Annotated in this window: 22 protein-coding genes, 2 pseudogenes and 1 other annotated feature; of the genes and pseudogenes, 11 read left to right on the top strand and 13 right to left on the bottom strand. The window is 63.2% G+C overall.

Annotated elements, in window-relative coordinates:
* Positions 1-126: 126 nt before the first annotated feature.
* The 3 genes and pseudogenes from GL300_RS24800 to GL300_RS24790 all read right to left on the bottom strand — a co-directional run.
* A pseudogene (locus GL300_RS24800) lies at positions 127-702 on the bottom strand (transposase); the annotation flags it as partial.
* A gap of 131 nt (positions 703-833) precedes the next feature.
* Entirely contained in the window at positions 834-1,040 is a 207-nt protein-coding gene (locus GL300_RS24795; protein ID WP_155042355.1) for a hypothetical protein, read from the bottom strand.
* Between the two features lie 59 nt (positions 1,041-1,099).
* Positions 1,100-2,109, bottom strand: a pseudogene (locus tag GL300_RS24790) (IS30 family transposase).
* Positions 2,110-2,686: 577 nt separating this feature from the next.
* On the opposite strand from GL300_RS24790, the gene GL300_RS24785 reads away from it, so the two are divergent.
* Positions 2,687-4,336 (top strand): BCCT family transporter, encoded by a 1,650-nt coding sequence (locus GL300_RS24785; RefSeq protein ID WP_155042357.1) that lies wholly within the window; start codon positions 2,687-2,689, stop codon positions 4,334-4,336.
* Positions 4,337-4,863: 527 nt separating this feature from the next.
* Here the strand turns inward: GL300_RS24785 and GL300_RS24780 are convergent.
* The 7 genes from GL300_RS24780 to GL300_RS24750 form a co-directional block, all read right to left on the bottom strand.
* A complete protein-coding gene (locus tag GL300_RS24780; RefSeq protein WP_155042354.1) occupies positions 4,864-5,436 on the bottom strand; it encodes a cytochrome b/b6 domain-containing protein in 573 nt (190 codons plus the stop codon).
* Complete coding sequence (locus GL300_RS24775; RefSeq protein ID WP_155042353.1) at positions 5,429-5,686, bottom strand: PepSY domain-containing protein; 258 nt, start codon at positions 5,684-5,686, stop codon at positions 5,429-5,431. Before GL300_RS24775 ends, GL300_RS24780 begins: the two co-directional genes overlap by 8 nt.
* 92 nt (positions 5,687-5,778) lie before the next feature.
* Complete coding sequence (locus tag GL300_RS24770) at positions 5,779-6,387, bottom strand: DUF6134 family protein (RefSeq protein ID WP_155042352.1); 609 nt, start codon at positions 6,385-6,387, stop codon at positions 5,779-5,781.
* 16 nt (positions 6,388-6,403) lie between these two features.
* Positions 6,404-7,264: a TauD/TfdA family dioxygenase gene (locus GL300_RS24765; protein ID WP_155042351.1), complete on the bottom strand. Its 861-nt coding sequence runs from the start codon at positions 7,262-7,264 to the stop codon at positions 6,404-6,406.
* The gene (locus GL300_RS24760; protein WP_155042350.1) at positions 7,261-8,058 is read right to left on the bottom strand and encodes an SDR family NAD(P)-dependent oxidoreductase; all 798 of its coding nucleotides are present in this window, start codon (positions 8,056-8,058) and stop codon (positions 7,261-7,263) included. The genes GL300_RS24765 and GL300_RS24760 overlap by 4 nt, the downstream gene beginning before the upstream one ends.
* On the bottom strand, positions 8,055-9,431 hold the full coding sequence (locus GL300_RS24755) for an AMP-binding protein (RefSeq protein WP_155042349.1): 1,377 nt from the start codon (positions 9,429-9,431) through the stop codon (positions 8,055-8,057). The genes GL300_RS24760 and GL300_RS24755 overlap by 4 nt, the downstream gene beginning before the upstream one ends.
* A complete protein-coding gene (locus tag GL300_RS24750; protein ID WP_170297803.1) occupies positions 9,428-10,009 on the bottom strand; it encodes a thermostable hemolysin in 582 nt (193 codons plus the stop codon). Before GL300_RS24750 ends, GL300_RS24755 begins: the two co-directional genes overlap by 4 nt.
* Positions 10,010-10,223: 214 nt before the next feature.
* Here GL300_RS24750 and GL300_RS24745 point away from each other — a divergent pair, with 214 nt between their 5' ends.
* The 4 genes from GL300_RS24745 (at position 10,224) to GL300_RS24725 (ending at position 16,042) form a co-directional block, all read left to right on the top strand.
* Positions 10,224-10,877, top strand: a complete 654-nt coding sequence (locus GL300_RS24745; RefSeq protein ID WP_155042347.1) for a response regulator transcription factor — start codon at positions 10,224-10,226, stop codon at positions 10,875-10,877.
* A complete protein-coding gene (locus GL300_RS24740) occupies positions 10,874-12,112 on the top strand; it encodes a histidine kinase dimerization/phospho-acceptor domain-containing protein (RefSeq protein ID WP_155042346.1) in 1,239 nt (412 codons plus the stop codon). Before GL300_RS24745 ends, GL300_RS24740 begins: the two co-directional genes overlap by 4 nt.
* Positions 12,113-12,179: 67 nt before the next feature.
* Entirely contained in the window at positions 12,180-14,114 is a 1,935-nt protein-coding gene (locus GL300_RS24735; protein WP_343043213.1) for a heavy metal translocating P-type ATPase, read from the top strand.
* Between the two features lie 560 nt (positions 14,115-14,674).
* Complete coding sequence (locus GL300_RS24725; protein ID WP_155042345.1) at positions 14,675-16,042, top strand: MBL fold metallo-hydrolase; 1,368 nt, start codon at positions 14,675-14,677, stop codon at positions 16,040-16,042.
* 7 nt (positions 16,043-16,049) lie between these two features.
* Here the strand turns inward: GL300_RS24725 and GL300_RS24720 are convergent, their stop codons facing one another.
* Positions 16,050-16,328, bottom strand: a complete 279-nt coding sequence (locus GL300_RS24720; protein ID WP_155042344.1) for a zinc ribbon domain-containing protein YjdM — start codon at positions 16,326-16,328, stop codon at positions 16,050-16,052.
* 175 nt (positions 16,329-16,503) lie between these two features.
* The gene (locus tag GL300_RS24715; RefSeq protein ID WP_155042343.1) at positions 16,504-16,821 is read right to left on the bottom strand and encodes an ArsR/SmtB family transcription factor; all 318 of its coding nucleotides are present in this window, start codon (positions 16,819-16,821) and stop codon (positions 16,504-16,506) included.
* Positions 16,822-16,912: 91 nt separating this feature from the next.
* On the opposite strand from GL300_RS24715, the gene GL300_RS24710 reads away from it, so the two are divergent.
* The 5 genes from GL300_RS24710 to GL300_RS24690 all read left to right on the top strand — a co-directional run bounded on the left by GL300_RS24710 (position 16,913) and on the right by GL300_RS24690 (position 20,805).
* The gene (locus tag GL300_RS24710) at positions 16,913-17,371 is read left to right on the top strand and encodes a YeeE/YedE family protein (RefSeq protein ID WP_155042342.1); all 459 of its coding nucleotides are present in this window, start codon (positions 16,913-16,915) and stop codon (positions 17,369-17,371) included.
* Positions 17,371-17,811, top strand: coding sequence for a DUF6691 family protein (locus GL300_RS24705; protein ID WP_155042341.1), 441 nt, complete (start codon positions 17,371-17,373; stop codon positions 17,809-17,811). Before GL300_RS24710 ends, GL300_RS24705 begins: the two co-directional genes overlap by 1 nt.
* Positions 17,808-18,719, top strand: coding sequence for an MBL fold metallo-hydrolase (locus tag GL300_RS24700; protein WP_155042340.1), 912 nt, complete (start codon positions 17,808-17,810; stop codon positions 18,717-18,719). The genes GL300_RS24705 and GL300_RS24700 overlap by 4 nt, the downstream gene beginning before the upstream one ends.
* A gap of 111 nt (positions 18,720-18,830) precedes the next feature.
* Positions 18,831-20,618, top strand: coding sequence for a SulP family inorganic anion transporter (locus GL300_RS24695; RefSeq protein ID WP_155042339.1), 1,788 nt, complete (start codon positions 18,831-18,833; stop codon positions 20,616-20,618).
* A gap of 46 nt (positions 20,619-20,664) precedes the next feature.
* Positions 20,665-20,805, top strand: a complete 141-nt coding sequence (locus GL300_RS24690) for a hypothetical protein (RefSeq protein WP_155042338.1) — start codon at positions 20,665-20,667, stop codon at positions 20,803-20,805.
* A gap of 426 nt (positions 20,806-21,231) precedes the next feature.
* On the opposite strand, the gene GL300_RS24685 is transcribed toward GL300_RS24690, so the two are convergent.
* Positions 21,232-22,460, bottom strand: a protein-coding gene (locus GL300_RS24685) for an IS3 family transposase (protein WP_155042337.1) whose coding sequence is annotated in 2 segments (ribosomal slippage) — positions 21,232-22,172 and positions 22,172-22,460 — 1,230 coding nt in all. Because the reading frame shifts where the segments join, the coding sequence is not laid out codon by codon here.
* Positions 22,063-22,179, bottom strand: a sequence feature (AL1L pseudoknot). (Overlaps the previous gene by 117 nt.)
* 408 nt (positions 22,461-22,868) lie before the next feature.
* Between GL300_RS24685 and GL300_RS27575 the strand changes: the two genes are divergently transcribed.
* A complete protein-coding gene (locus tag GL300_RS27575; RefSeq protein ID WP_425495934.1) occupies positions 22,869-23,393 on the top strand; it encodes a hypothetical protein in 525 nt (174 codons plus the stop codon).
* Positions 23,394-23,479 lie beyond the last annotated feature (86 nt).

Raw genomic sequence — 23,479 nt, 5'->3', positions numbered from 1 at the left:
AGAAAAGAGACCATCCAGAACCGCCGCTTGAACCATCAGCGTCAGGCGGCATAATCTCAAACCGGTGCGCCAGGACCCTCTCGTCCAAAATCAGGCCGCCTGTTCCAAATCATTCGACGACGGACAGGCAAGGCGGGCATAGCTCTGGCGCAGCTCGATCCCGGCCTCATTCGCCAGGCCCACCAGCAGCGCCCGGGCGCGCTCGTAAAGCTTGGCGTCCGTCGGATGGGCGATGTTCTTTTCCATGACCGTCGTGTCCACCGCCACGCGTTTCAGGCTCTTGTCGCTGATCGTGCCTGACGCCCGGCCCGCCTCGATGGTCTTGGTCAGAAGCCATTCCACTCCCTCTTCGCCGATCCGCTTGCGCCAGCGGGTCAGCGAGGACGGGTTGATCGGCGGACAATGCTGAAAGAACGTCTCGCCGGTGAAATGTTGGTAGTAAGGGTTCTCCACCCAGCGGGCGACGACCGCCTCGTCCGAGAGCTTGAAGGCATGCTGGAGATACATCAGCCCCGCGACCAGGCGTGGCGAGGTCGCGGGCCGACCCTGATGCGACGGAAAGAAACTCGCCCATTCCCGTTCGAAGAAATCCCAGTCAATCAGTGCCGCGAGCTTCACCAGTTCATGGCGGGCATCGATCATATCGATCAGCCGCGGGCGGAGCAGGTCATCTTGTTCGGGGGCGCGGGAATGGGGCTTCATCGGCGACCGAAAATTGCAAGGTTTCTCGTCAAAGCATACGAAACCCTGCAATTCAAAGCGAATGAATCGGAAGGTTGATCACACGAAATCAATGCGTTGAGAGTTGTTCAGGCCGGACGACCCAAACGCCTTCACCCCCACATGTCGCGCATTCGGGAACGGATATCGACCCGGCCCGGGGCAGGGGCTGCGGCCTTCGCGCCGGTCGATGGCGCCCAACGGCTGGCGTCGAAATGCTGCAGCATGTAGGTGGTGATGAAACGCGTTCGGGCGGCGAAGAGATGACGGTCGCCGCGTTTATGCTGCTGGGTGACGTAGAAGCGCAAGGGCACGCCCAAGGTCAGCTGATCCTTTGCCCTGTGGGCTCACGGCGAAGCGCAAACTTCTATTTTCCATTCTATTTCAATCTGTTTCTTATAGCTAGAAGGTTGCTCTCGAAGACCTCAGCTGTTGTTCGGTAGCCAAGGCATTTGCGGGGCGTTGAATTGAGGCTCTGGCAAATCGACCTCAATGATCGATTTGTCAGGGCCGCCGGTTCGGTCGAGCGGGGCAGGTGTTTGCGGAGCCTTCGGTTAGTATTCTCGACCGTTCCTTTCTGCCACGGCGCTTGCGGGTCGCAGAACCAGCTTGCGGCTCCGATCCCATCCTGCAGACGTCGCCAGGCGGAAAACTCGGTGCAACGGTCAAAGGTAATCGATTGGCGTGCCTCGGCGGGCAGGGGAGCCAGACCCGCGATCAGGGATTTCATGATCTGCTCGGAATGGCGGTCTTCGTTACGCATGACGACCGTGTAACGAAGACCCCTTCGACCAGCGAGGTCACATTCACCTTGCCGCTTTCCTTGCGGAACATCATCAAGTCACATTCCCAATGGCCGAATTCCTGTCGCGCGGAAACCGTCGCGGGCCTGTGGGAAAGGCTCTGGCTATCCTGGATGTGGCTGCGCTGATAGCGACGATAACTGCGGGGCCTACGACGCCTGCGATGCTCAGGCAAATGACGGTAGAACGCTTCCTCAAGGCCGGCCTTGGAATAGGCGAAGCTATAGATCGTTTCATGGCTGACACGGATCTCGTGGCCTTCAAGCCGCATGCGTCCCGCGATCTGCTCAGGCGACCAGCCAGACTTGAGTGCGTCTTCAACCGCAGCCTTCAAATCAGGATGGATGACGAGTTTTCGGTGCACCGCACGACGGTGCTCGTACATGGTCTGCGCATTCACAGCAAAGTAGCCGCTATACTGCGGAAGTTCGCTATCCAAGAACGTATTTCGCTTCAGTTCCCGGTAGATCGTGGAGGGTGCTCGGGCCAGTCGCTCAGCAATCTCCGGAACGGGCATCTTGGCTTCCCGCCATTTGGCAATGTTACGACGTTCTTCCAAACTCAAATGCGGATAGTGGCGGGGCATTCATCAACCTCAGTGCAAACGACTGTATTCATACAGAATTTGCACTTCGTTTGTGAATCCACCCCCAGGTCATGGCAACAAGCATAATCCGATTTATGTTATTTGAGGGCCGTAATCCCAGACCAGCCGACGGTTCTGCGAGACAAGCACGCCGACATCGTCGAGGAGCGAGCGCAGCAGTTTAGCGGATTCAAACCAGATACCTGTTGCCAGACCTTTCACGGGTACGGTGCATGAATTGGCGCGACAATTGGCCTCAGTTGTCTAAAAAACTATGTAAAAATAATAACGTGAGATTTGTTGCTGGATCTCTTGTTGTGCTTCAGGAGCGCTGCAGGTAGCTTTCGCCTCGTTTTGCACGTTCCATACGGCATATCTGACCGGCCCCCAATGGGTCTGTCCGCCGGACCCGGACGCCGATTACGGCATCGGTCCGCCCCCTGCGAAAGCCTCGCGGGAATCCGCTCCGGAATCCTGACGCCATTTGCCCGGATCTCACCGGCTCGGCACCGCTTTTCGCGTCCCTTCCATTGCAACTGATCCCATCAACTACATGAGGTCCTGCTCGGACAGACATATGAGTTACATTCCAGCACCTTTTACCGATATCGATATCAACACCCATGACCGAGGCTTCTACGAGGGCTATTCCCTGCCGGTGACGTTGGCGTCCAAGATCGTCGTCGCACTGTTGACGGCATGGGCGCTGCTTTGGCCGATCAGCGCGGAGTCCATCCTTTCGCTGGTCAATACCGAAGTCTTGGACATCTTTAACCTCTTCTACGTCCTCGCGGTCGGCCTTTTCGCGTGGTTTCTGCTCATCGTGGCTGCGGTGCCTTCGTCGGGCCGCCGCAAACTCGGGAAACCGGACGAAAAGCCCGAATTTTCCACCTTCTCTTGGTTCGCGATGATGTTCGGCGCAGGACTTGGCGTCGGCCTGATGGTTTATGCGACGGCGGAGCCTCTGGGGCTTTGGGCCAGTAACCCCGAGATTATCCGTGGGAATGCAGAGCCCAATACGGCGGGTGCACTGCAATCAGCCTTCCGCTACACCTTCCTGCATTATGGCCTGCATGCTTGGGGGATCTATGTCGTAACCGGGCTTTGCCTTGCCTATTATGCCTATACCCGTGACATGCCGCTGACCATCCGCAGTGCCCTGACGCCCATTCTGGGCCGCCACGTGAATGGCCCTATCGGCCATGCTTTGGATGTGCTGGGGGTGGTCGCGACCATTCTTGGCGTCGCGGTAACGATTGGCTTTGGCGTCAGTCAGTTGGTCGAAGGAGTCTATTCGGTCACGGGCATGGATTGGCTGCTGCAGCCGGGACTAGATGGCGGCGCACCAACCCCGTCCTCAGTTGGGCTGATCGTGGCGCTCGTGCTGGTGATGGTTCTCTCCATCCTTTCGGCGGTGTCGGGGGTTGGTCGCGGGGTGAAATATCTTTCGAACCTGAACTTGATCCTCTCCTGCGTCTTGCTTCTGGTCTTCGTGATTTTCGGGTCGTTCATGTTTGCCGCATCCGAATATGGCAGCGCTCTGCTCGATTATCTCCGACATTTCCCGGCTTTGTCTTTCGAGGCATGGTCGACCGATACCGAACTAGGGGCATGGCAAGCCGGGTGGACCACCTTCTACTGGGCTTGGTGGATTGCCTTTTCGCCCTTCGTTGGGCTGTTCCTTGCGCGCATCTCGCGCGGGCGCACCGTCCGCGAGTTTGTTCTTGGTGCAGCGGTTCTGCCTTCGCTGGTCTGCTTTGCCTGGATGACCATTCTGGGGGGAACATCGATCGATCTTGAGATTTCCGGGATTGCGCAGGGCACGATCATCGAGGCCTCGCAAACCAACAAGCTTTTTGCCACGTTGCAATACATGGTCGGCGACCAGCTTTATGCGGCGATTGCGGTCATGTGTGTGATCCTGGTTCTGACCTTTTTGGTCACCTCGGCCGATTCCGGGCTTTTGGTCATCAATACGATCATGGCCGGGGGGGAAGAAGAGACCAGCAGCCTACATCGCGTCCTGTGGGGTGTTCTGCTGACATTGGTCATTGCCGCGCTGATCCTGGCTGGTGGCGGCGGCCTGGTTGTACTTCAGAACGCCATGATCATTGGCGCGTTGCCCTTTGCCTTCGTCATGGTCGGGATGTGCGCCTCATTGGCCAAGGCGCTTTATCGCGACCACCAACGTGACCGGCTGCAGCACGATGAACAGTTAGCTGCTTGAGCCACTGATTGTCCTAAAAGGTTTCAAAGTCCCGATGCAATTCGGGACTTTGTCATAACCAAAACAGTAGCCTTCGCGACGCGGCTGCCCAGAGTCCCCGAGCAGCAAATTTTGCCGTGTGATTTTAGCCGCCATCCAGCGGGTTTCGCCTGCACGCCGCCTAACGTCGACATGGGCGGGAACCGCCTTTCGGCCGCGCAGCACTGCATCCGCAGCAATCTGAGATAGCAGCCGTTCGTGCGTGTCGCAGCGAAAGTTGGACCGGTACAGCCCTATCGGGCGTTAGCTGCCGGCTGCGGTGCGGCAATGCATCGGCAGAAATTTCACGAGAATGGTCATTCATGCAGACGGCCGCGTTTGTCCCGCCGGATATTTCTGAACGAGGACACAGGGGCTCGTCGCTGCAAGGCGACCTAGCCTTGGAAAGGCAACTCGCGGAGCCTCGACCGGTGCCCGTAGCCCATGCGAGGAGCGCGGACGTCTTTCGTTTGGTAGCAATGAACGCAGTCACCGCTCTGGGGTCGGGGTCAAGGCAGCTTGATCTCTGTGGACGGCAGAGATGAAAGCGCACGTTTCCGACCCGTAATCATCGCGCGGACAAGGTTCTCGCGGTGGCGCAAGCTTTCCACCACGACGCCACAAAGATGCCCGGCCAACAGGACAAGGATCAGGATCGCGAGGCATTCATGGATCTCCTCCATCGCGGTCGAGCCCCAGAAGCGATCCGTGGTCTGCAGCCAGCCGGTCAGGGCCGTGGCCGAGATTGTCGCGATCAGGGCGATGATCATCCAGCCCCCTGCCGGGTTATGGCCCAGATAGCGTCGCTCGCGCCCCCGGGCCAAATCGTGCAGATGGGCCAGAACGGCGCTCGGCCCGCGCAGGAAATCGCTGAAGCGCGCATGTTTCGGACCGACAAAGCCCCAGGCCACGCGCGCGACGAGCAGGGCCGCGATGACATAGCCCGCGCTCTCATGCAGGGATTTCGGCCCATCGTCCCCGGTCAGCCAGGCCAGCCCGATAAGGCTGGCCAGCGACCAGTGGAAGACGCGCACGAACGGGTCCCAGACCCGGGTTTCGCCGTCCTCCCCCCGGTCAGTCATCGGAACCCTTCTCCTCGAAGGTGGCGGGGTCGAAGAAGATCTCGACCTTCTTGCCGTTCTCGTCCTTGCCATAGACCTCGTAGCAGCCGTCTTCTTCCTTGACGTTCGAGATGGTCCAGCCCTTGGCGCCCAGTTCGGCCTTGAGTTCCTCGACCGGGCGCCATTTCGCCTTGTCCACGTTGCAGCGTTCCTCGGCCAGCGCCGGCAGGGCGATCAGGCAGCCGATGGTCAGGATCAGGATCTTCCGCATGATGATTTTCCTTGGATCATGGTTGCAGTGCGGCGGTGATGACAGGCCAAGCTTGCGCGCCGCTTACAAGCCTGACCCCTGCGCCGGAAAGATCAGCGCAGGACGTAATCCACGGTCGAGCCGTCATCCGCGGCAAAGCGGACATGGACAAGCTGGCCCTTGCCGCTGAACCACAACTCGCGGTTCATCCCGCCCGAGATCGCGTAATGGGTCGCGCTGACCTTGCCATGGCCGGTCGCGATGCTGTCGCTGCCCAGATTGCGCACCGAGACGCTGTCCGCGCTGGAATCGATCGTGTTCAGCACCTTGTGCTGCTTGACGATCTCGGCGTTCCACAGGCTTGCCGGGATCAGCGGGCTCGGGCCGACATGAATGTCATGCGGCTTGCCGTTGTCATTGGTCTTGGAACTCAGGGCCTGCAGCTTGCCCCCGCTCCAGCTTTCGGTGCTGGTCTGCTCGAAGCGATAGGCCGAGACGCCGATGACCGGGACCTTGACGGCGATATCGGTCCTGACATTGACCGTCACCCCATCGCCCTTGGGGCTGAATCTCAGGCTGTAATCGCCGATATCCTTGCCCTTGCGGATGACATCGAAGGTCAGGTGGCCGGAATCCGGTATGCTGCCCATCGGTGCCGAGATAGCTGCGCTGGCCAGAAGCAGGCCCGTCAGGGTGGCGGAGATGCCAAGTCGGTTTTTCATCTGATCCTCCTTTGGGTCAAATCGAGCCCATGCCGATGAAAAGGTTGCGATCCGCGTCCGCGATGGCGCGGCGGCCATGCATGACGCGGGTATTGTCGAGGACCGCGATATCGCCGTCCTGCCAGTTGATCTCATGCGTGACGGTCTCGGCGAGGGCGCGCATGTCCTCGATCTCGTCCGCCGTGACCTCGCTGCCATCCGCCAGCCGGTAGCGCGGCGGCTGGTAATTATGCGAGGGGCCCAGCACCGCATTGGCAAAGCCCAAGCCGCCGCTGAAGGCCGAGGGCCGGACCGGATCGACGCTCAGGCGATAGGTCAGCGAGCCGTCCTCGTGCAAATCGAAGCCCTGTCCCGGCACGGCCTGCTGGAATTGCAGGACATGCTCCATCGTCACGTCCTCGGGGCGCGAGATGGCGGGATGCTCATTGGCAAGGTAGCGCTTCCACAGCAATTCGGGCAGTACGCGCTCCACCGTCATCCTCTGCGACCAGCGCGCCTTCTGGGCGGAGTCGAAACTGTCCCAGATCCGCACGCCGTCGCAGATCGTGGTCTGCGAGCCCTCGAAGGCCGCGCGTTCAGCGAAAAAGGTCACGATATCGGGGCAGCGCGGGGTATTGCCGTTCTCGATATGCAAGCCGATCGGGCCCAGCCCGGCATCGACCATCTGCGTACGGTCGCTGGAATGGCTGCGGGCCGGGTCGAAGGTCACGCGGGAGCAAAGCGTACTGACAAGGCCCGCAAACTGCCCCATGTCGGGCTGAAAGCCGCGCAGCAGGGTCCAGCCGTCGCGGGTCAGATCGGCGCGGATGGCGGCCAGAAGCGTGGGATCGTCCAAGCCCGCGGTGAAGTCGGTTTGGCGAAGGATATTGTATTTCATGCTTTCTCTCCGGTCTCGGCATGTCGGGCGGCGGCGATGACGGCGGGATCCTTCGCCATGCGGGCCAGCGCCCGGTCGATCAGTTGCGGGCGCAGGCGTTGCAGGGCGACGAAGAAACGCTCGCGGCTTTTGGGGAATTGCTCGCGCTTGCGCGCCGTGATGGCGCGCCAGGCGTGGCACGCGACCGTCTCGGGATCGTCCAGAGCCATAGCCATCGGCCCGATCAGGGAACGGAAACTTTCGGTCGCCGCCGTCCGGGTCGCGCGGGGGGCGATATAGGTGACGCTGATGCCGCGCGGGGCAAGCTCGCGCCGCAGCGCCTCGGAAAAGCCGCGCAGGGCGAATTTGCTGGCGGAATAAAGCGCAAAATAGGGAAAGCCGATATCGCCAAAGACCGAGCCGATATTCACCACCTGTCCATGCTGGCGTTCCAGCGCGGGCAGCAGGTCGCGGGTCAGCACCACTGGCGCGGCGATATTCGTCGCGACCAGTTCGGCAAGGTCCTGATCCTTCAACCCGTCGATCCTGCCCGAGGCCAGCCTGCCCGCATTGTTGATCAGGATGTCTAAGCCCTCATCCGCCGCTGCGGCGCGGATCACCTCGCGGCCGTCAGGGGTGGTGACATCGGCGAGAACGATCCGGGCCTTGCCCGCCAGCCCGGCAGCGGTGTTGCGCAAATTCGCCTCGCGCCGCCCGACAAGGATCAACCGATGCCCGAGCCGGTCGGCCTCAAGCGCGAGCGCCCGCCCGATCCCAGATCCCGCACCGGTGATCAGCACAATCTTCCCGCTCATGCGAGCCTCCTTTCGTTCTGGCTTTCCCGCAGCGAGATCCACTCGGCCTCGCGCGCATCGGCCATGTCACGCGCGACGGCGCGGTTCATCTGCCCCGAGGGCCGGATCAGCCCCGGAGCGCGGGAATCGGCGATCAGCACATGTTCGGGCCGGGCATAGAAGGGCAGCGCGGAAAGCCGCTCGACCAAGGCCTGCATGTCGGGCGCAGAGGTCGGGGCTAACACCAGCACCAGCCGGTCGCCCGCGACCTGAACCAGCGCGGCGAAGGGCACAAAGGGATCGGCCAAAGCCGCAGCCTCGACCCATTCCGGGGCTATATTGCGGCCTGATTGCCGTAGGATCATCGCGTCGCGACGGCCCAGGACCTGCAGCGCGCCATTCTCGAACCGGCCCAGATCGCCGGTTCGCCATTCGCCCTGCACCGCCGCGCCATGCAGATAGAACTGCATCACCGTCGGCCCCGAGACGACGATCTCGCCCGCGTCGATGCGGACAGAGACGCCTTTGATCACCTGCATTACCGCCGCCTGGGCTGGGGTCAGGGCCACGACCGAGCAGGCCTCGGATAGGCCATAGCCCTCGGCGGCAGGCAGGCCCAGCTGCCGCGCCTGATCCAGTAGCGCAGGCGAGGTCGGCGCGCCGCCCACGGCGACATAGCGCAGGCGCGCCGGGGCCTTGGCCCGGCCCTGCCGCAGGGCCGCGACCCAAAGCGCCAATTGGCGCGGGGAAAGAACCGTGATTGTCGGGCAGAATTCCTCGGCTGCGCGGGCAAGGCCCTCGCCGTCGCCGGTCAGAAGCGCGGCAAGCCCCTCGGGGCAGATCAGCGTCTCGGCCCCGGCGAGGATGGGCAGGAAGATGCCGCAGATCTGTTCCAGCAATTGTGCCTGCGGCAGCACCGACAGGTAGCGATCCCCGACACCCGGCCGCAAAGCCGCAGCCAGCCCCGTGATCGAGGCGTCCAGTTGCCGGTCCCCCAGCACCACCCCTTTCGGCTGGCCCGTCGTCCCCGAGGTATAGATCACCCGATCCGCGCCCCCGGCATAATCAAGCGGCAGGGGCTTTGCCGCGGCATCGGGCAGGCGGTCCAGCAATTCGGCCCCGGCGTCGCGCAGCAGATGCTGCACCTGCGCGGGCGAGAAGAAGGACGGCACCGGCACCACCCGGCACCCCGCCAGCACCGCCGCCAGATCGGCGATGACATAGTCGATGCCCGAAAGCCCGAGGCCCAGAACGGCGGGACGCAGGCTGGCGGCGCGGGCGCCGACCTCGCGCGCCAATTCCGCCCAGGTGATGCTGCGATCTGGCTCGCGGAAGGCAATGTCCTTGGGCCGTTCCGCCGCATACCGCGCCAATACATAAAAGATCTGTTTCATTTCAGATGCATCCTTGTTGTCATCGCGGCACGCTGCGGAACGAAGCGAAGCGCATGTTCGTCGGAAAGAGCGCAGACCCAGGGCGTGCTGTCGTAATAGCTGCCCCAGTTCGCGGCACCGGTCAGACGCTCGGGTCGGGCCGGGGCAAGGGCGATCAGCGGCACGCCGACGCGTTCCAGAAGCCGCCTCAACGGGGTCGTCGCGGTGAAGATGCCCCAGCTTTTTCCGCGCCGGCGGCCTTCTTCGGTGATGGCGTCGATCAGCGGCAGAGTCGCGCGTGGCTGCGGGCAGGCCAACGAGACGACCTCGATGATCTCGCGGTCAAAAATCCGCTGCCCGCTTGTCTGCGACAGCAGATCCTCGACCGGGCGGTCCAGATAGGCCTGCGAGAAGAAGCCCTGCCCGGCATCGCGGATGCCCGCAGCACCCGCCAGCCCGCCCAAGCCCGAGCGGGCCGCGACCAACTCGATCCCCGCAAGCGAAAGCCGGGCTGCATAGATCGCCTTGAAATGGCTTTCGATCAGGGCGGCGGCGTCCTGCCAAGCAGGATCGCGCCAGTTAAGAAAGTCAATTCTCATGCCGCCCATTCCCAGAACGGGGGGCGCACCGTCACACTGCCCATTACTCACCTACAGTTCTTCTGAGCCCAGCAGATGGCCGGCTAATCTTGCGCCTTCCTTACGGCGCAGGCCCCCGGTCTTCACGAAAGCGCGACGGGGGCCGCGAAATCGGTGGTCAATTTGGCCCCCACTCAGCATAGGATGCCGCAATGACGCGGGTGATGAGGACGCAATGAGGGTTCTTCTGGTCGAGGACACGCCTGATCTTGCAGATGGGGTCAGCCGATATCTGGGGGCCTCGGGCCATGCCGTCGATGTCGCGCCCAGCCTTGCCGATGCCAAGGCGGCGCTGGATGTCGCTGCCTATGACGTGATGCTGCTTGACCTTGGGCTGCCCGACGGCTCGGGCCTGACCTTGCTGCGCGCCTTGCGCGCGCGGGGCGAGCGCCTGCCGGTCGTGATCGCCACCGCCCGCGACCAGGTCAGCGACCGGATCGACGGGCTGGATGCGGGGGCCGACGATTATGTCGTGAAACCCTTTGATCTGGGCGAGGTAGAGGCCCGGCTGCGCGCCCATGTCCGCCGCGCTGGGGGTGATCCCTCGGGTCAGATCACGCTGGGCGAATTCCGCGTCGACCGCGCGGGTGCAAGGCTGTTTCGCGGCACGGACGAGGTGCGCCTGACCTCGCGCGAATGGGCAGTGCTGGACACGCTGGTTTCGGCGCGGGGCCGCGTGATGTCGCGCAAGGCGCTGGAGGAACGGCTCTATTCCTTTGGCGACGAGATCGAGGGTAATGCCGTCGAGGTCTATGTGTCGCGTCTGCGTAGCAAGCTGGGCGCGGATCTGATCGAGACCCGGCGCGGGATGGGCTATCTGGTGAAATGAACCGGGACTGGTCGCTGCGCAGCCGCCTGACGCACCGCCTTGTCCTTGGCGTCAGTCTGGGCTGGCTGACCGGGCTTTTCATCGCGATCTTCGTCATCGCCCATGAGATGACCGAGCTTCTGGACGATTCCCTGAAAGCCTCGGCGCATGTCGCCTCGGCGGCCTTCGCCTCGGGCCAAGGGACCGAGCGGCTTGATCTGGACCCCGATTATGCCATCCGCATCCTGCGAAACGGGGCCGAGACCACCCCCGCCCCCTGGCCCGAACAGCAGGCCGACGGCACGCATCAACTGCCCGGCTGGCGCATCTATCGCCTGAGCCGGGATCAGGGCGCGCTGGTGGTCGAGGTCGGCCAAAGCGATGAATGGCGCCGGGACGAGCTTCTGGAAAGCGTCGAGGCGCTGCTGGTCCTGATGCTGCCGGTCCTGCTGGTCGTGCTGCTGACCGTGCGGCGCGCCATTGCCGCGGCCCTGGGTCCGGCGCTGCGCTTTGCCGCGGTGCTGAAGGACCGGCCCGCCACGGATCTGTCGCCCTTTGCCGATGCCGACCTGCCGCGGGAACTGCAGCCCATCCCCGTCGCGCTGAACGGCTATTTGCAGCGCATCCACAACCATATAGAATCCGAACGCCAATTCGCCACCAATGCCGCTCATGAATTGCGCACGCCTCTGGCCAGCGCCTCGGCGCAGGCGCAGCTGATCGCGGCGGGCCGGGGCGATGCGGGCGCGGCCCGCGCCATGACCGCCGCGCTGGACCGTCTGGCCCGGATCATCGAGCGTCTGCTGCAACTTTCGCGCGCCGAGGCCGGCATAGACGGCCATGCCCGCTGCGATCTGGTGCGGATCATCCGCATCGTCATCGCCGCTGAGGATCGAACAGCGATCCTGTTCGACGATGGCGATATCGAGCGGGCGATGATCGCCGTCCATCCCGATGCGGTGGCGCTGCTGCTGGGCAATGCGCTGCGCAACGCGGTTGAACACGGGACCGGAAGCGTGACCCTGACCCTGCGCCCCGGCCCCATCCTGCAGATCCGCAACCCGGTCGCGCCTGGGGCCGCCTACCGGCACGAGACCTTTGCGAAATCGGCGGGCTCGACCGGGGCCGGGCTGGGCCTGACGATCATGCGCAGGATGGCCGAGCGCAACGGGCTGGGCTTCGACACCCGCATCGACGGGCAGATCGCAACGCTGACGCTGGATTTCTCTGCGCGCGCGGTGGCGCAGGCGGACTGATCCGGCTCGACGCGCCGGGTTTCTTGGGGAAGGATCGCGAGATGCGTCCCGGCAAGGGGGTGGGCCCGTGCAACTGACCAGAACCGAAGGTCTGAAAACCCTGCTTCTGGGCATGTCCCTGACCGGATTGTGCCTTGGGATGGCCCTGCATGTGGCAGGCCAGCCGCAAGCTACCGGGACCGTCTGGGCGCTGGCGGTCTTGCCGGTCATTGCCACGCTGCTCGTCGAGATCCTGCGCAGCCTTGCCCAAGGCGAATTCGGGCTGGACATCGTCGCGGCACTCTCGATGTCGGCGGCGTTGATTTTTGGCGAGAATCTGGCCGCGGCGGTGGTCGCGGTGATGTATTCGGGCGGCAGTTTTCTGGAAAGCTTTGCCGAGGGCCGCGCCCGGCGCGAGATGCGCGACCTGCTGTCGCGCGTGCCACGCATGGCGGCGCGCTACTGCAATGGCGGGCTTGAGGATGTGCCTCTGGATCGCATTACCCACGGCGACCGGCTGCTGATCCGGCAGGGCGATGTCGTACCGGTCGATGGGCGGATCACCTCGGCCAGCGCCTATCTGGACAATTCTGCCCTGACCGGCGAGCCTTTGCCGATCCGGCTGCCACAAGGGGCCGAGGCGATGAGCGGTGCGACCAATGCCGGCGAGGCCTTCGACCTTGAGGCCACAAATGACGCCGGAAGCAGCACCTATGCCGGGATCGTGCGGCTGGTCGAGGCGGCGCAGCGCTCCAAAGCGCCAATGTCGCGGCTGGCCGACCGCTGGTCTCTGGGTTTTCTGGCGGTCACGCTGGCCATCGCCCTTGCCGCATGGGGGCTGAGCGGCGATCCGATCCGCGCGGTGGCCGTTCTGGTCGTGGCGACGCCCTGTCCGCTGATCCTTGCCGTGCCGGTCGCGCTGGTCGCGGGCCTGTCGCGGGCTGCGCATTTCGGGGTGCTGGTCAAGGGCGCGGGCCCGCTTGAGGCCATGGCCCGCATCCGCACGCTGATCCTCGACAAGACCGGGACGCTGACGGATGGGCGGCCGCAGATCGTCGGCATCGAAAGCCGCGAGGGTCTGGACAAGGACGAAATCCTGCGCCTTGCCGCCTCGCTCGATCAGGCCTCGAAACATCCGGTGGCGCAGGCCGTCGTCGCGGCGGCCAAGGCGCGGGGCCTTGCGTTGGTGCTGCCCCACGACGTGGCCGAGCGCCCGGGCGAAGGCGTGACCGGCATGATCGACGGTCGGCGCATCGCGGTCGGCGGCAGCGCGTTCGTTGCCGATTTGGCTGAGGCAGACGGGCTGCAAAGCCAGTGCGGGCAGGTCGTCGTCGCCCTCGCCATCGATGGCCGCCTGGCCGGACAAATCATCATGGCCGATGCGCTGCGCGAGGGGGCGGACGAGATGCTGGCCGCCCTGCGCGCGCAAGGCATCCTGCGCATCCTGCTTGCGACCGGAGACCGCGCCGATGTGGCGCAGCGCGTGACCCAAGGGCTTGGCCTTGACGCGGTTCATGCCGATCTGTCCCCCGGCGAAAAGGTCCGCCTTGTGATCGGCGAACATGCCTCGGCCCCGGTGATGATGGTGGGCGACGGGGTGAATGACGCCCCGGCGCTGGCCGCCGCCGATGTCGGCGTGGCGATGGGCGCGCGCGGGGCCGCGGCTTCGGCAGAGGCCGCTGACGTGGTGCTGCTGGTCGACCGTCTGGACCGCATCGCGCCGGGGATCGAGATCGCGCGGCGGGCGAAAGCCATTGCGCTGCAAAGCGTCATCGCGGGAATCGGCCTGTCGGTTCTGGGGATGCTTGCGGCGGGTTTCGGTTACCTCACACCGGTGCAGGGGGCCTTGCTGCAAGAGGTGATCGATGTCGCGGTAATCCTGAACGCGCTGCGCGCCTTGCGGATCGTGCCGCAGACCCCGCGCGCGACGGCTACTAGGGAACCAGCACCGCCGCCCCTTGAAAACGTCCATGGCGCAGATCTTCCAGCGTCGCATTCGCGCGGCGCAGCGGATAGGTCGTGACTCGCCCCTGATCCCGATCCGGGGGGCAAGCGACGGGAACTCTACCGCGTCCGCACGGGTCAGGTTGGCGACCGAGACCACCTGCCGTTCATGCCACAGAATGTCATAAGGAAAGGCAGGAATATCTCTCATATAGATGCCGCCGCAGACGACGCCCCCGCCCTTGCGCAAGGCCCGCAGCGCCGCCGGGACCAACGCGCCCACCGGGGCGAAGATGATTGCAGCATCCAGTTGCGCGGGCGGAAGCTGATCCGAGCCGCCAGCACATGCCGCGCCCCGTTGCAGCGGACAAGGATCTGATCCTCTGCCGGATGGGGAAGCACGTGCGTATGCCAGACCAACGGCTGGCCGATCTGCTGCTGGACCATGGCGCCCATCCTCCTGGGCGACACATTTGGCTTGGGTGGTGGGGCTGGCATATCCGCACGCACATCTGCTGCCCGCACAGGATGACATCCGGGTTTTGAGGCCAAAACCCGGCTTAAGCAAATTGCGATGGACAGCCGCAGGGACCTGCCCGATCCTGAGGTGCAAGCGGGCACGCGCAGCGAAGGGACGTCATGCGCATTTCGTTTCACGGCGCGGCGGGCGGGGTCACCGGTTCTTGCCATCTGGTCGAGGCCAATGGCCAGACGATCCTGATCGATTGCGGCCTGTTCCAGGGCGGCGGCGAATTGCCCGAGGATAACAGCCAAGCCTTTGGCTTCGATCCCTATTCCGTCAACTTTCTGCTACTGACCCATGCCCATCTGGACCATTGCGGGCGCATTCCCCTGCTGGTGAAGCGCGGCTTTTCGGGCGAGATCATCGCGACCCCCGCCACCTGCGACCTGACCCGGCTGGTCCTGATGGATGCCGCCCGCCTGCACGAGGAAGACGCACGCCGCCGCACCCGCCACGGGCTGCGCAGCGAGCCGCTTTACGACAGCATGGACGCTCTCGACGCGATCGACCGCTTCGGCCGCAAGGCGAAATACCGCATCCCGATCGACTTGGGCCATGGAATCCGGGCGACCTACTTCGAGGCCGGGCATATTCTTGGCTCGGCCAGCATCCTGCTGGAGGTCCGCGAGCATGGGCAGCGCCGCCACATCCTGTTCTCGGGCGATATCGGCCCAGCCACGCGGCCCCTGCTGAGCGAGGCCGCGCCGCCAAACGACGCCGATATCGTGGTGATGGAATCGACCTATGGCGATCGCGACCATCGCGCGCTTTCGGCCACGCTTGACGAGTTCTACGGCGCGATCAACCTCGCGGATGAGCGCGGCGGTAATGTGGTTATCCCGACCTTTGCCCTTGAGCGGGCGCAGGAATTGCTGTTCTACCTGCGCGAAGGCATGCAGGCTGATCGGATCAGGCCCTCATGGCAGGTGTTTCTGGATTCGCCCATGGCGATCTCGGCGACACGGATCTATCGCCGCCATCCGACCCTGCTCAAGCCCGCCATCGCCGAGATGCTGCGCAGCGGCGACGACCCGTTCCGCCTGCCCGGACTTCATTTTACCCAGGATGCCGCGGATAGCGCGGCGCTAAACCACATCCATTCGGGTGCGATGCTGATCGCGGGCTCAGGGATGTGTACGGGGGGCCGCGTCCGCCACCACCTGCGCCACAATCTGGGACAGGCGGATGGCAGTGTGATCTTTGTCGGTTTCGCCGCCGAGGGGACCCTGGCGCGGATCATCATCGACGGCGCCACATCGGTGAAGCTCATGGGCGACGAGGTCCCGGTCCGCGCCCAGATCCATACCATCAACGGCTTCTCGGCCCATGCCGGACAAAGCGACCTGCTGGGCTGGCACGCCCGCACCGGCGCGCCCGAGGCCACCTTCCTTGTCCACGGCGAAGAACCCGCAAGACAGGCACTGGCGGTGGCGCTGACCGGCCGGGTCGAACTTCCCCGGATGCATCAGAGTTTCGATATCTGAACAGTCCCTATTCCGAAACCTTCTTCACGAATTGGGATTTGAGGCCCATCTGGCCAATCCCGGGGATCTTGCAATCAATGTCGTGATCGCCGTCGACCAGACGGATGCCGCGAACCTTGGTGCCGACCTTGACCACCAGGGACGAAGCCTTGACCTTCAGATCCTTGATCACGGTCACGGTATCGCCGTCCTTCAGGACATGGCCGACGCTGTCGCGGATCTCGGCAGAATGCTCGATCGCCTCGCCCGGCTGCCATTCATGGCCGCATTCGGGACAGATCAGCAGCGTGGGGCTGTATCTTGGCGCGGACTACACCTTTGCTGGGCATGTCGAGGCGATCGCCGATATCGCCGGCAATCTCAGCGGCGCATTGTCCGCGGGGGCGGTGACGCTAGGGTTCGTCCTTGTGCTGCGCAGCGCATCGCCGGCGACGGACGGCCACCAGTAGCGGCCTGCCTCGTCATTCGTCCCCGCAATAGGCATGGTAAAGCGCGGCCATCAGCTTCTCCAGACGGGGATCTTCGATCCGGTAATATACCGTCTGCGCCTCACGCCGGGTGGCCACCATCTCCGCATCGCGCATCCGGGCCAGATGCTGGCTCAGCGCCGATTGGCTTAGACCCACGCGGTCCTGCAATGCGCCCACCGACATCTCACCCTTGGCAAGCTCGCACAGGATCAGCAGCCGCTTGGCATTGGCGAGCATGGACAGACGCTCGGCGACATATTCGGCCCGCCCCTCCAATGCCGCGACGGGCATGTCCGAAATTTTCTCCATTACATTAGCCTTGACTGATTTAGTGGTGTCTAATATATATCCCATCGACCTGACAAAAGCAAGTCATCGCCCAATTCACAGGAGTTTCGGCATGGGTCCAATCGTTGCGACTGATTTCACGCCATGGGTTTCGCTGGCAGGCGGTGCGTTGATCGGACTCAGCGCCGTCATGGTGATGGGGCTTTTCGGCAAAATCGTGGGCATCGCCGGGATCACCAATGGCGTCCTTGGTGCTGTGGTTCCGATGGGGGGAGCGCCGCGCGACCGCAACTGGCGGCTGGCCTTCATCCTTGGCCTGATCGCAGCGCCCCTGCTTTACCGGCTGCTTGGCGGCACGGTCGTTCAGACGGTTTCGGGCAATCTGCCCGGCATGGCGCTGGCTGGGCTTTTGGTTGGGATTGGCACCGGTCTGGGGTCTGGCTGCACTTCGGGCCATGGCGTCTGCGGTCTGGCCCGGCTGTCTCCGCGCTCGCTGGCGGCGGTGCTGACCTTCATGGCGGCAGGCTTCCTGACCGTCTTTCTCATCCGCCATGTTCTGGGAGGGATCTGATGCGCATTCTTCTTGGTTTGCTAAGCGGGTTGATCTTTGGCTTGGGGCTGATCATCTCGGGCATGGCCAATCCCGCCAAAGTGCTGAATTTTCTTGACCTTGCAGGGCATTGGGACCCGAGCCTCGGCTTTGTCATGGGCGGCGCGGTGGTCGTCACCTATCTTGGTTATCGCCTGGCCTGGCGGCAAGGCGCGCCGGTCCTGGCGTCGGGTTTCGACATCCCGACCAGCAGCCGGATCGATCGCCCGCTGATTCTGGGTGCGGCGCTGTTCGGTCTGGGCTGGGGCATCGGCGGCTTCTGCCCCGGCCCGGCCTGGACGGCGCTGCCCCTGCTTTCCCCCGGAATCCTGACCTTCCTTCCGATGATGCTGCTGGGCCTGTGGCTGGGCGCGCGGGGCCGGAACATGCCTCTTCTGACCTCGAAAGGAGGCCTTAAATGAGCAAGCTGAAACAGAGGATCGTGCGCCATTCCCCCTCGCGAGGGGTCGGCAGCCCCGATGTCTGGGGCATCTATGAACCCGATACCGGCTCGATCCAATATATCTGCGCCGATCCTGAAACGAAGCAGGCGGCCCTGATCGACGTGGTCTGGAATTTCGATCCGAAGAACTACCGCTTCTCGACCGGAAGCATGGATCAGGTGCTGGATATCGTGCGCGAGAACGGGCTTCGCGTGGCATGGGTGCTGGACACCCATCCCCATGCCGATCACGTTATGGCCTCGGCCCATCTGAAGGACCGCACCGGCGCCCCGAATGCGATCGGCGCGAAAGTGCCCGAGATCGCGGGCATCTGGGGCAAGATCTACAACCTGCCCGATGTCTTCGATCCGGCGACGGATTTTGACCTTCTTTTCGCCGAGGGCGAGACCTTCCGGATCGGCAATCTCGAGGCCCGTGTCATTCTGTCGCCGGGCCATACGCTGGGGTCGATCACCTATCTCTGCGGCGATGCGGCCTTTGTGCATGATACGCTGATGCAGCCCGATGTCGGCACCTCGCGCTCGGATTTTCCCGGCGGCAGCACGGCGGAGTTGTGGGATTCAATCCAGGCGATCCTGGCTCTGCCCGGCGAGACTCGGCTTTTTGTCGGCCATGATTATGGCACGAGCGTCCGCGATGAGCCGCAATGGGAGGCCACGGTCGCGCAGCATCTCGCCGAGAATGCCCATGTCAAGGCCGGCACCTGCCGCGAGGACTGGATCAAGCGGCGCCAGGACCGCGATGCGACCCTGGCTTTGCCCGACCGCATTCTGGCGGCGCTGCAGATCAACCTGCGCGGCGGACGACTGCCAAAAGCTGAAAGCGACGGCCAGCGCTATCTGAAACTGCCGGTCAACCGCTTCTGACCGGTTGCGGAAGAATTCCCTGCGCCGTGCGGCGCAAGGCGGGCAAAAGCTGCCCCCTGAACCTCGAAACGCCATATTTCCGGGCGGGGCGACCCGCCGAAAGGCTGACCGATGCTGACGCGCTACCTTCCCGTTTTCGATTGGGCCCGCCGCTATGATCGCGCCACGCTGACCAGCGACCTCTTGGCCGCGGCGATTGTCACGATCATGCTGATCCCACAGTCTTTGGCCTATGCGATGCTGGCCGGGCTGCCACCGGTCGTGGGTCTTTACGCCTCGATCCTCCCCCTGATCGCCTATGCGATCTTCGGGACCAGCCGCACCCTGGCTGTCGGCCCGGTCGCCGTCATCTCGCTTCTGACCGCCACGGCGGCCGGGGCGGTCGCGCTACCCGGCAGCCCCGAATATCTTGCCGCCACCGTTACGCTGGCGCTGCTCTCGGGGTTGATCCTGGTGGCGATGGGGATCTTCCGCCTTGGTTTCGTGGCCAATCTGCTCTCGCATCCGGTGATCTCGGGTTTCATCACGGCCTCAGGTCTGCTGATCGCGACGGGTCAATTGGGACATATTCTCGGGGTCAAGGCCAAGGGCGATACCATGGTCGAGCAGACGGTCTCGCTGCTTCGTGCTTTGCCCGAGGCGAACCTGCCGACGCTGGCAATCGGCGCATCGGCGACCGCGTTCCTGTTCTGGGCGCGCAAAGGGCTGAGGCCCGCTTTGGTCCGACTGGGCCTTGCGCCCGGCCTTGCCGCTTTGCTCGCCCGCACGGGCCCGGTGATCGCGGTGACCCTCTCGACTCTCGCGGTTCGGATGTTCGATTTGACATTAGCAGGTGTGCGCGTCGTCGGCGAAGTGCCGCAGGGCCTGCCGCCGATCGGCCTGCCGCCGACGCATCTGGGCAGCTGGGCGACACTCGCCCCGGCCGCCTTCCTGATCGCGCTGATCGGTTTCGTCGAATCCATGTCGGTCGCGCAGACTCTGGCCGCCAAGCGCCGCCAGTCGATCCGCCCCGATCAAGAGCTGATCGGCCTTGGCGCGGCGAATCTTTTCGCGGCCTTCTCGGGCGGCTTCCCGGTCACCGGCGGCTTTGCCCGCTCGGTGGTGAATTTCGATGCCGGAGCCGAGACGCCTGCCGCGGGGGCCTTTGCCGCTGCGGGCATCGCGCTGGCCTCGCTGTTCCTGACGCCGCTTTTGCATTTCCTGCCGATTGCGGTCCTGGCCGCGACGATCATCGTGGCGGTGCTCAGCCTGATCGATCTGGACGCTATCCGTCGCATCTGGAAGTTCTCGCGCTTCGATTTCGCGGCGCTTGCCGGAACCATCCTGGTCACGCTGGGCTGGGGTGTCGAAACCGGGATCATCACCGGGGTGGCGCTTTCGGTCATGCTGCATCTGTGGCAAAGCTCACGCCCCCATATCGCAGAGATCGGCCAGATTCCCGGCACCGAGCATTTCCGCAATGTCCTGCGCCATGACGTGGTCTGCGCCCCCGAAATCCTCAGCCTGCGCATCGACGAAAGCCTGTTCTTCGGAAATGCCCGCGCCATCGAGGGCGTGGTGCAAAGCGCCGTCGCAGAGCGTCTTGAGGTTCGTCATGTCGTCCTGAACTGCGCCGCGGTGAACGGGATCGACGGCAGCGCCTTGGAAAGTCTCGAGCTGATAATGCACCGGCTTGCTGATGCCGGGATCGCGCTGCACCTGTCCGAGATCAAGGGCCCGGTCATGGAGCGCCTTGCCCGCAGCGATTTCCTGACCCATCTCAGCGGCAGGGTCTTCCTGTCGCATCACGAGGCATTGGCAGAGCTCTCTCCCGAGACGACGCTTGCCTGCGACACCGCCATACACCGGCCCATCGACGCCGCTCGGGTTTTTCCCGCAAAACCCCGCCGCCCGGCCTGAGAAATTGTAACGCGCGACCACTTTGGGCGACACTGCGGCGTGCATCATGAGCGACGGGCAGGTCCGGGCCGATCGCGAGCAGTTTCGCCTTGGTGCACAATTGAAGGTAGAACTCGCTGCGGTAATGAATGACCGGAAAGTCCGCATCGCGGCGATCTCATCGAGGATTTCGCTGCGCGGTGTATGAGCGGCGGCTTCGGCGCATGCTGCGAAGCGGCAGGACTGGTGTTCGACCGGCCGATATGGGCCGGGCCTGACCTATCCTCGGGGCAGGCCGCCAGACGCAGCCAAATCTGCTGATTTTCGCACCGCAGCATGTTGCTCGGAGCCCTTCAGCGACATTCAGACAAACGGCAGCATAGCCCGAGTTTCGCAGGTGCAGCGGAAGGCACGGCCCATAGCCGCCGTTCGACCTATCGGCGCTGCTACGTTGCAGCTTCCTCGAAGCAGCCAGTCGATCCAGGTTGCAGAAAAGCAATGAACAGCTTTGACAATGGATCAATGAATGCGCAGGTTCAAAGTCGACGAGGCTTTTATTCTGTGCCTTTCTGCCGCCGTGCCTCTATGTGGCTTGTGAACCGCGCCGGGTTTGCCGGAGGCTGAGTTTCGTTAGTTACGCGGCCATATCTTCAGTTTCCAGCGCTGTATAGAAGTTGGCCTCTGCTTCGGCGGGTGGGATATTCCCGATGGGTTCGAGCAGACGGCGGTTGTTGAACCAATCCACCCATTCCAGCGTGGCGTATTCCACGGTCTCGAAGCTGCGCCACGGGCCGCGTCGGTGGATGACCTCAGCCTTGAACAGGCCGTTGATCGTCTCTGCCAGGGCATTGTCGTAGCTGTCCCCGACGCTGCCCACCGAGGGTTCGATGCCAGCCTCGGCGAGACGTTCGCTGTAGCGGATGGACAGATACTGGCTGCCGCGGTCGCTATGATGGACCAGCCCGATTCCCTTGGCCGGTCGACGATCATGGACGGCCTGCTCCAGGGCATCGAGGACGAATCCCGCGTGTGCAGAGGTGCTGACGCGCCAGCCGACGATCTTTCTGGCAAAGGCGTCGATAACGAATGCGACATAGACGAACCCCTTCCAGGTGGCGACATAGGTGAAATCGCTGACCCAGAGCATGTTCGGCGCGGGCACCCGGAACTGGCGATTCACCTTGTCCAGCGGGCAAGCGGCTTTCTTGTCGGGGATCGTCGTTCGGTGCGGCTTGCCGCGTATGATGCCTTGAATACCCATGTCCTTCATCAACCTCGCGACCGTGCAGCGGGCCACGTCGAAACCCTCGCGACCAAGTTGGTGCCAGACTTTACGCACTCCATAGACCCGCCAGTTCTCCTCGAACACGCGACGGATCTCGGGTCTCAAAGCCTCGTCACGGCGGGCCCGATCAGACTGCCGCGCCGGGTCGGCCCGCTTCGCCAGATGATTATAATAGGTGGAGGGGGCAATCGGCAGCACGCTGCAGATCGGCTCGACCCCATGCGCACCGCGATGCATGTCGATGAACGACACCATCACTTCGACCGGCGGTCGAGCTCCGCCATCGCAAAATAAGCGCTGGCCTTGCGAAGGATATCATTGGCCTGGCGGAGTTCCCGGTTCTCGCGTTCCAGCGCCTTCATCCTGTCCGCTAGCTCGCTCGGGATGCCTGCCCGCTTGCCACTCTCGACCTCGGCCTTCTTGGCCCAGTCATGCAACGTGTTCGGGGAACAACCGATCTTCGCGGCGATCGACACTACGGCCTGCCAGCGCGAGCCATGCTGGCCCTCATTGTCCAGCACCAACCGCACAGCACGTTCACGCACTTCGGGGGAAAACTTGTTCGTCGTCTTGCTCATGATGCTCCATCCTACTCAGGAGTTGGAGCCTCCGGCAAACCCGGCGCGGTTCATTGTGCGTTCTCTTTGTTCACGAGGTATTCTCTGGATTTGCATAGTTCCCCTTGCGCCTTCGTCGGCTTCGATTCTGCTTGGACTGACAATCCTCGTGCGCCAGGTGCCGTCTGTGCGCTCGTAACGCGAGCAGATGGACCGCCTGCATTTCATGCGCCACAACTCGCAACCTTCGCGCATGCGCTCGCATTCATCCGCGCAATCCAGAAGACGTCTAGGCTAACTCTTATTGCTCTCGATCAACCCACCATCGTCACGAACACGGAAAGTCTCAGGCCCGTGGAGCGCGTTGCTGCTTCACTTGTCAGTTGGCTAGGTGGTGGCGTGCAGCCGTCGAATCGAGGTCGGATGGGCATGTTCTGCGACGCCGCGCCGATCTGGTCGTTCTTGAATTCACTGGGCGCGATTGAGGATCCGGAAGCCGCACGTATCGCGTCCGACGGCCTCTATCTCATGGAAGTCTTTCCCGCCATTTCCATGCCGTCATTGTCAGCCGAGTTCTTTGGCCGTCTTGCCGCTCCCCGTTATAATCCAGCCAGGCGAAAGACGTTCAAAGCCTCGGACTGGACTAAGGTTACGATAGCTCTCGCTGAGAAATTTGCAGAATTTAAGTTTCCGGAGCCCGCACAGTGGCTGCGAATGACGACGCATTTGCCTCGGGTTTCTAAAGCCGATCAAGATTGTCTCGATGCGATGGTTTGCCTTTGGATTGCTCTCCATTGGCGTCTGAAAGATCGTAGAGAATCTCTTGTGATTGGTGGCAAGGACACTGGCTATATGGTGCTGCCCGCTATTGAGGGTGCGCGGCTCCGCTTGACGGCAGCGGCCAAACGCGCTGTGTCCGGCGTCAGGGCCTATGGGACAGATTTGGTTGATTGATGACGGGAGGGTTTCTGGCACATCGTAGCTTTCAAGGAGCGAAGATGAGCAAGAAACCCGTTGATCAGAAAGTCGCCGCCGATCGC

The organism is Paracoccus litorisediminis (assembly GCF_009711205.1).
GTDB classification, from domain to species: Bacteria; Pseudomonadota; Alphaproteobacteria; order Rhodobacterales; family Rhodobacteraceae; genus Paracoccus; species Paracoccus litorisediminis.
This window is presented reverse-complemented; position numbering and strand designations above follow the sequence as displayed.

What these genes read in the sequence shown, in the direction of transcription:
- GL300_RS24785 (WP_155042357.1), top strand. Translation starts at nt 2,687, where the DNA reads ATGAGTTACATTCCAGCACCTTTTACCGATATCGATATCAACACCCAT.
- GL300_RS24780 (WP_155042354.1), bottom strand. Translation starts at nt 5,436, where the DNA reads ATGACTGACCGGGGGGAGGACGGCGAAACCCGGGTCTGGGACCCGTTC.
- GL300_RS24775 (WP_155042353.1), bottom strand. Translation starts at nt 5,686, where the DNA reads ATGCGGAAGATCCTGATCCTGACCATCGGCTGCCTGATCGCCCTGCCG.
- GL300_RS24770 (WP_155042352.1), bottom strand. Translation starts at nt 6,387, where the DNA reads ATGAAAAACCGACTTGGCATCTCCGCCACCCTGACGGGCCTGCTTCTG.
- GL300_RS24765 (WP_155042351.1), bottom strand. Translation starts at nt 7,264, where the DNA reads ATGAAATACAATATCCTTCGCCAAACCGACTTCACCGCGGGCTTGGAC.
- GL300_RS24760 (WP_155042350.1), bottom strand. Translation starts at nt 8,058, where the DNA reads ATGAGCGGGAAGATTGTGCTGATCACCGGTGCGGGATCTGGGATCGGG.
- GL300_RS24755 (WP_155042349.1), bottom strand. Translation starts at nt 9,431, where the DNA reads ATGAAACAGATCTTTTATGTATTGGCGCGGTATGCGGCGGAACGGCCC.
- GL300_RS24750 (WP_170297803.1), bottom strand. Translation starts at nt 10,009, where the DNA reads ATGAGAATTGACTTTCTTAACTGGCGCGATCCTGCTTGGCAGGACGCC.
- GL300_RS24745 (WP_155042347.1), top strand. Translation starts at nt 10,224, where the DNA reads ATGAGGGTTCTTCTGGTCGAGGACACGCCTGATCTTGCAGATGGGGTC.
- GL300_RS24740 (WP_155042346.1), top strand. Translation starts at nt 10,874, where the DNA reads ATGAACCGGGACTGGTCGCTGCGCAGCCGCCTGACGCACCGCCTTGTC.
- GL300_RS24725 (WP_155042345.1), top strand. Translation starts at nt 14,675, where the DNA reads ATGCGCATTTCGTTTCACGGCGCGGCGGGCGGGGTCACCGGTTCTTGC.
- GL300_RS24715 (WP_155042343.1), bottom strand. Translation starts at nt 16,821, where the DNA reads ATGGAGAAAATTTCGGACATGCCCGTCGCGGCATTGGAGGGGCGGGCC.
- GL300_RS24710 (WP_155042342.1), top strand. Translation starts at nt 16,913, where the DNA reads ATGGGTCCAATCGTTGCGACTGATTTCACGCCATGGGTTTCGCTGGCA.
- GL300_RS24705 (WP_155042341.1), top strand. Translation starts at nt 17,371, where the DNA reads ATGCGCATTCTTCTTGGTTTGCTAAGCGGGTTGATCTTTGGCTTGGGG.
- GL300_RS24700 (WP_155042340.1), top strand. Translation starts at nt 17,808, where the DNA reads ATGAGCAAGCTGAAACAGAGGATCGTGCGCCATTCCCCCTCGCGAGGG.
- GL300_RS24695 (WP_155042339.1), top strand. Translation starts at nt 18,831, where the DNA reads ATGCTGACGCGCTACCTTCCCGTTTTCGATTGGGCCCGCCGCTATGAT.
- GL300_RS24690 (WP_155042338.1), top strand. Translation starts at nt 20,665, where the DNA reads ATGAGCGACGGGCAGGTCCGGGCCGATCGCGAGCAGTTTCGCCTTGGT.
- GL300_RS27575 (WP_425495934.1), top strand. Translation starts at nt 22,869, where the DNA reads ATGTTCTGCGACGCCGCGCCGATCTGGTCGTTCTTGAATTCACTGGGC.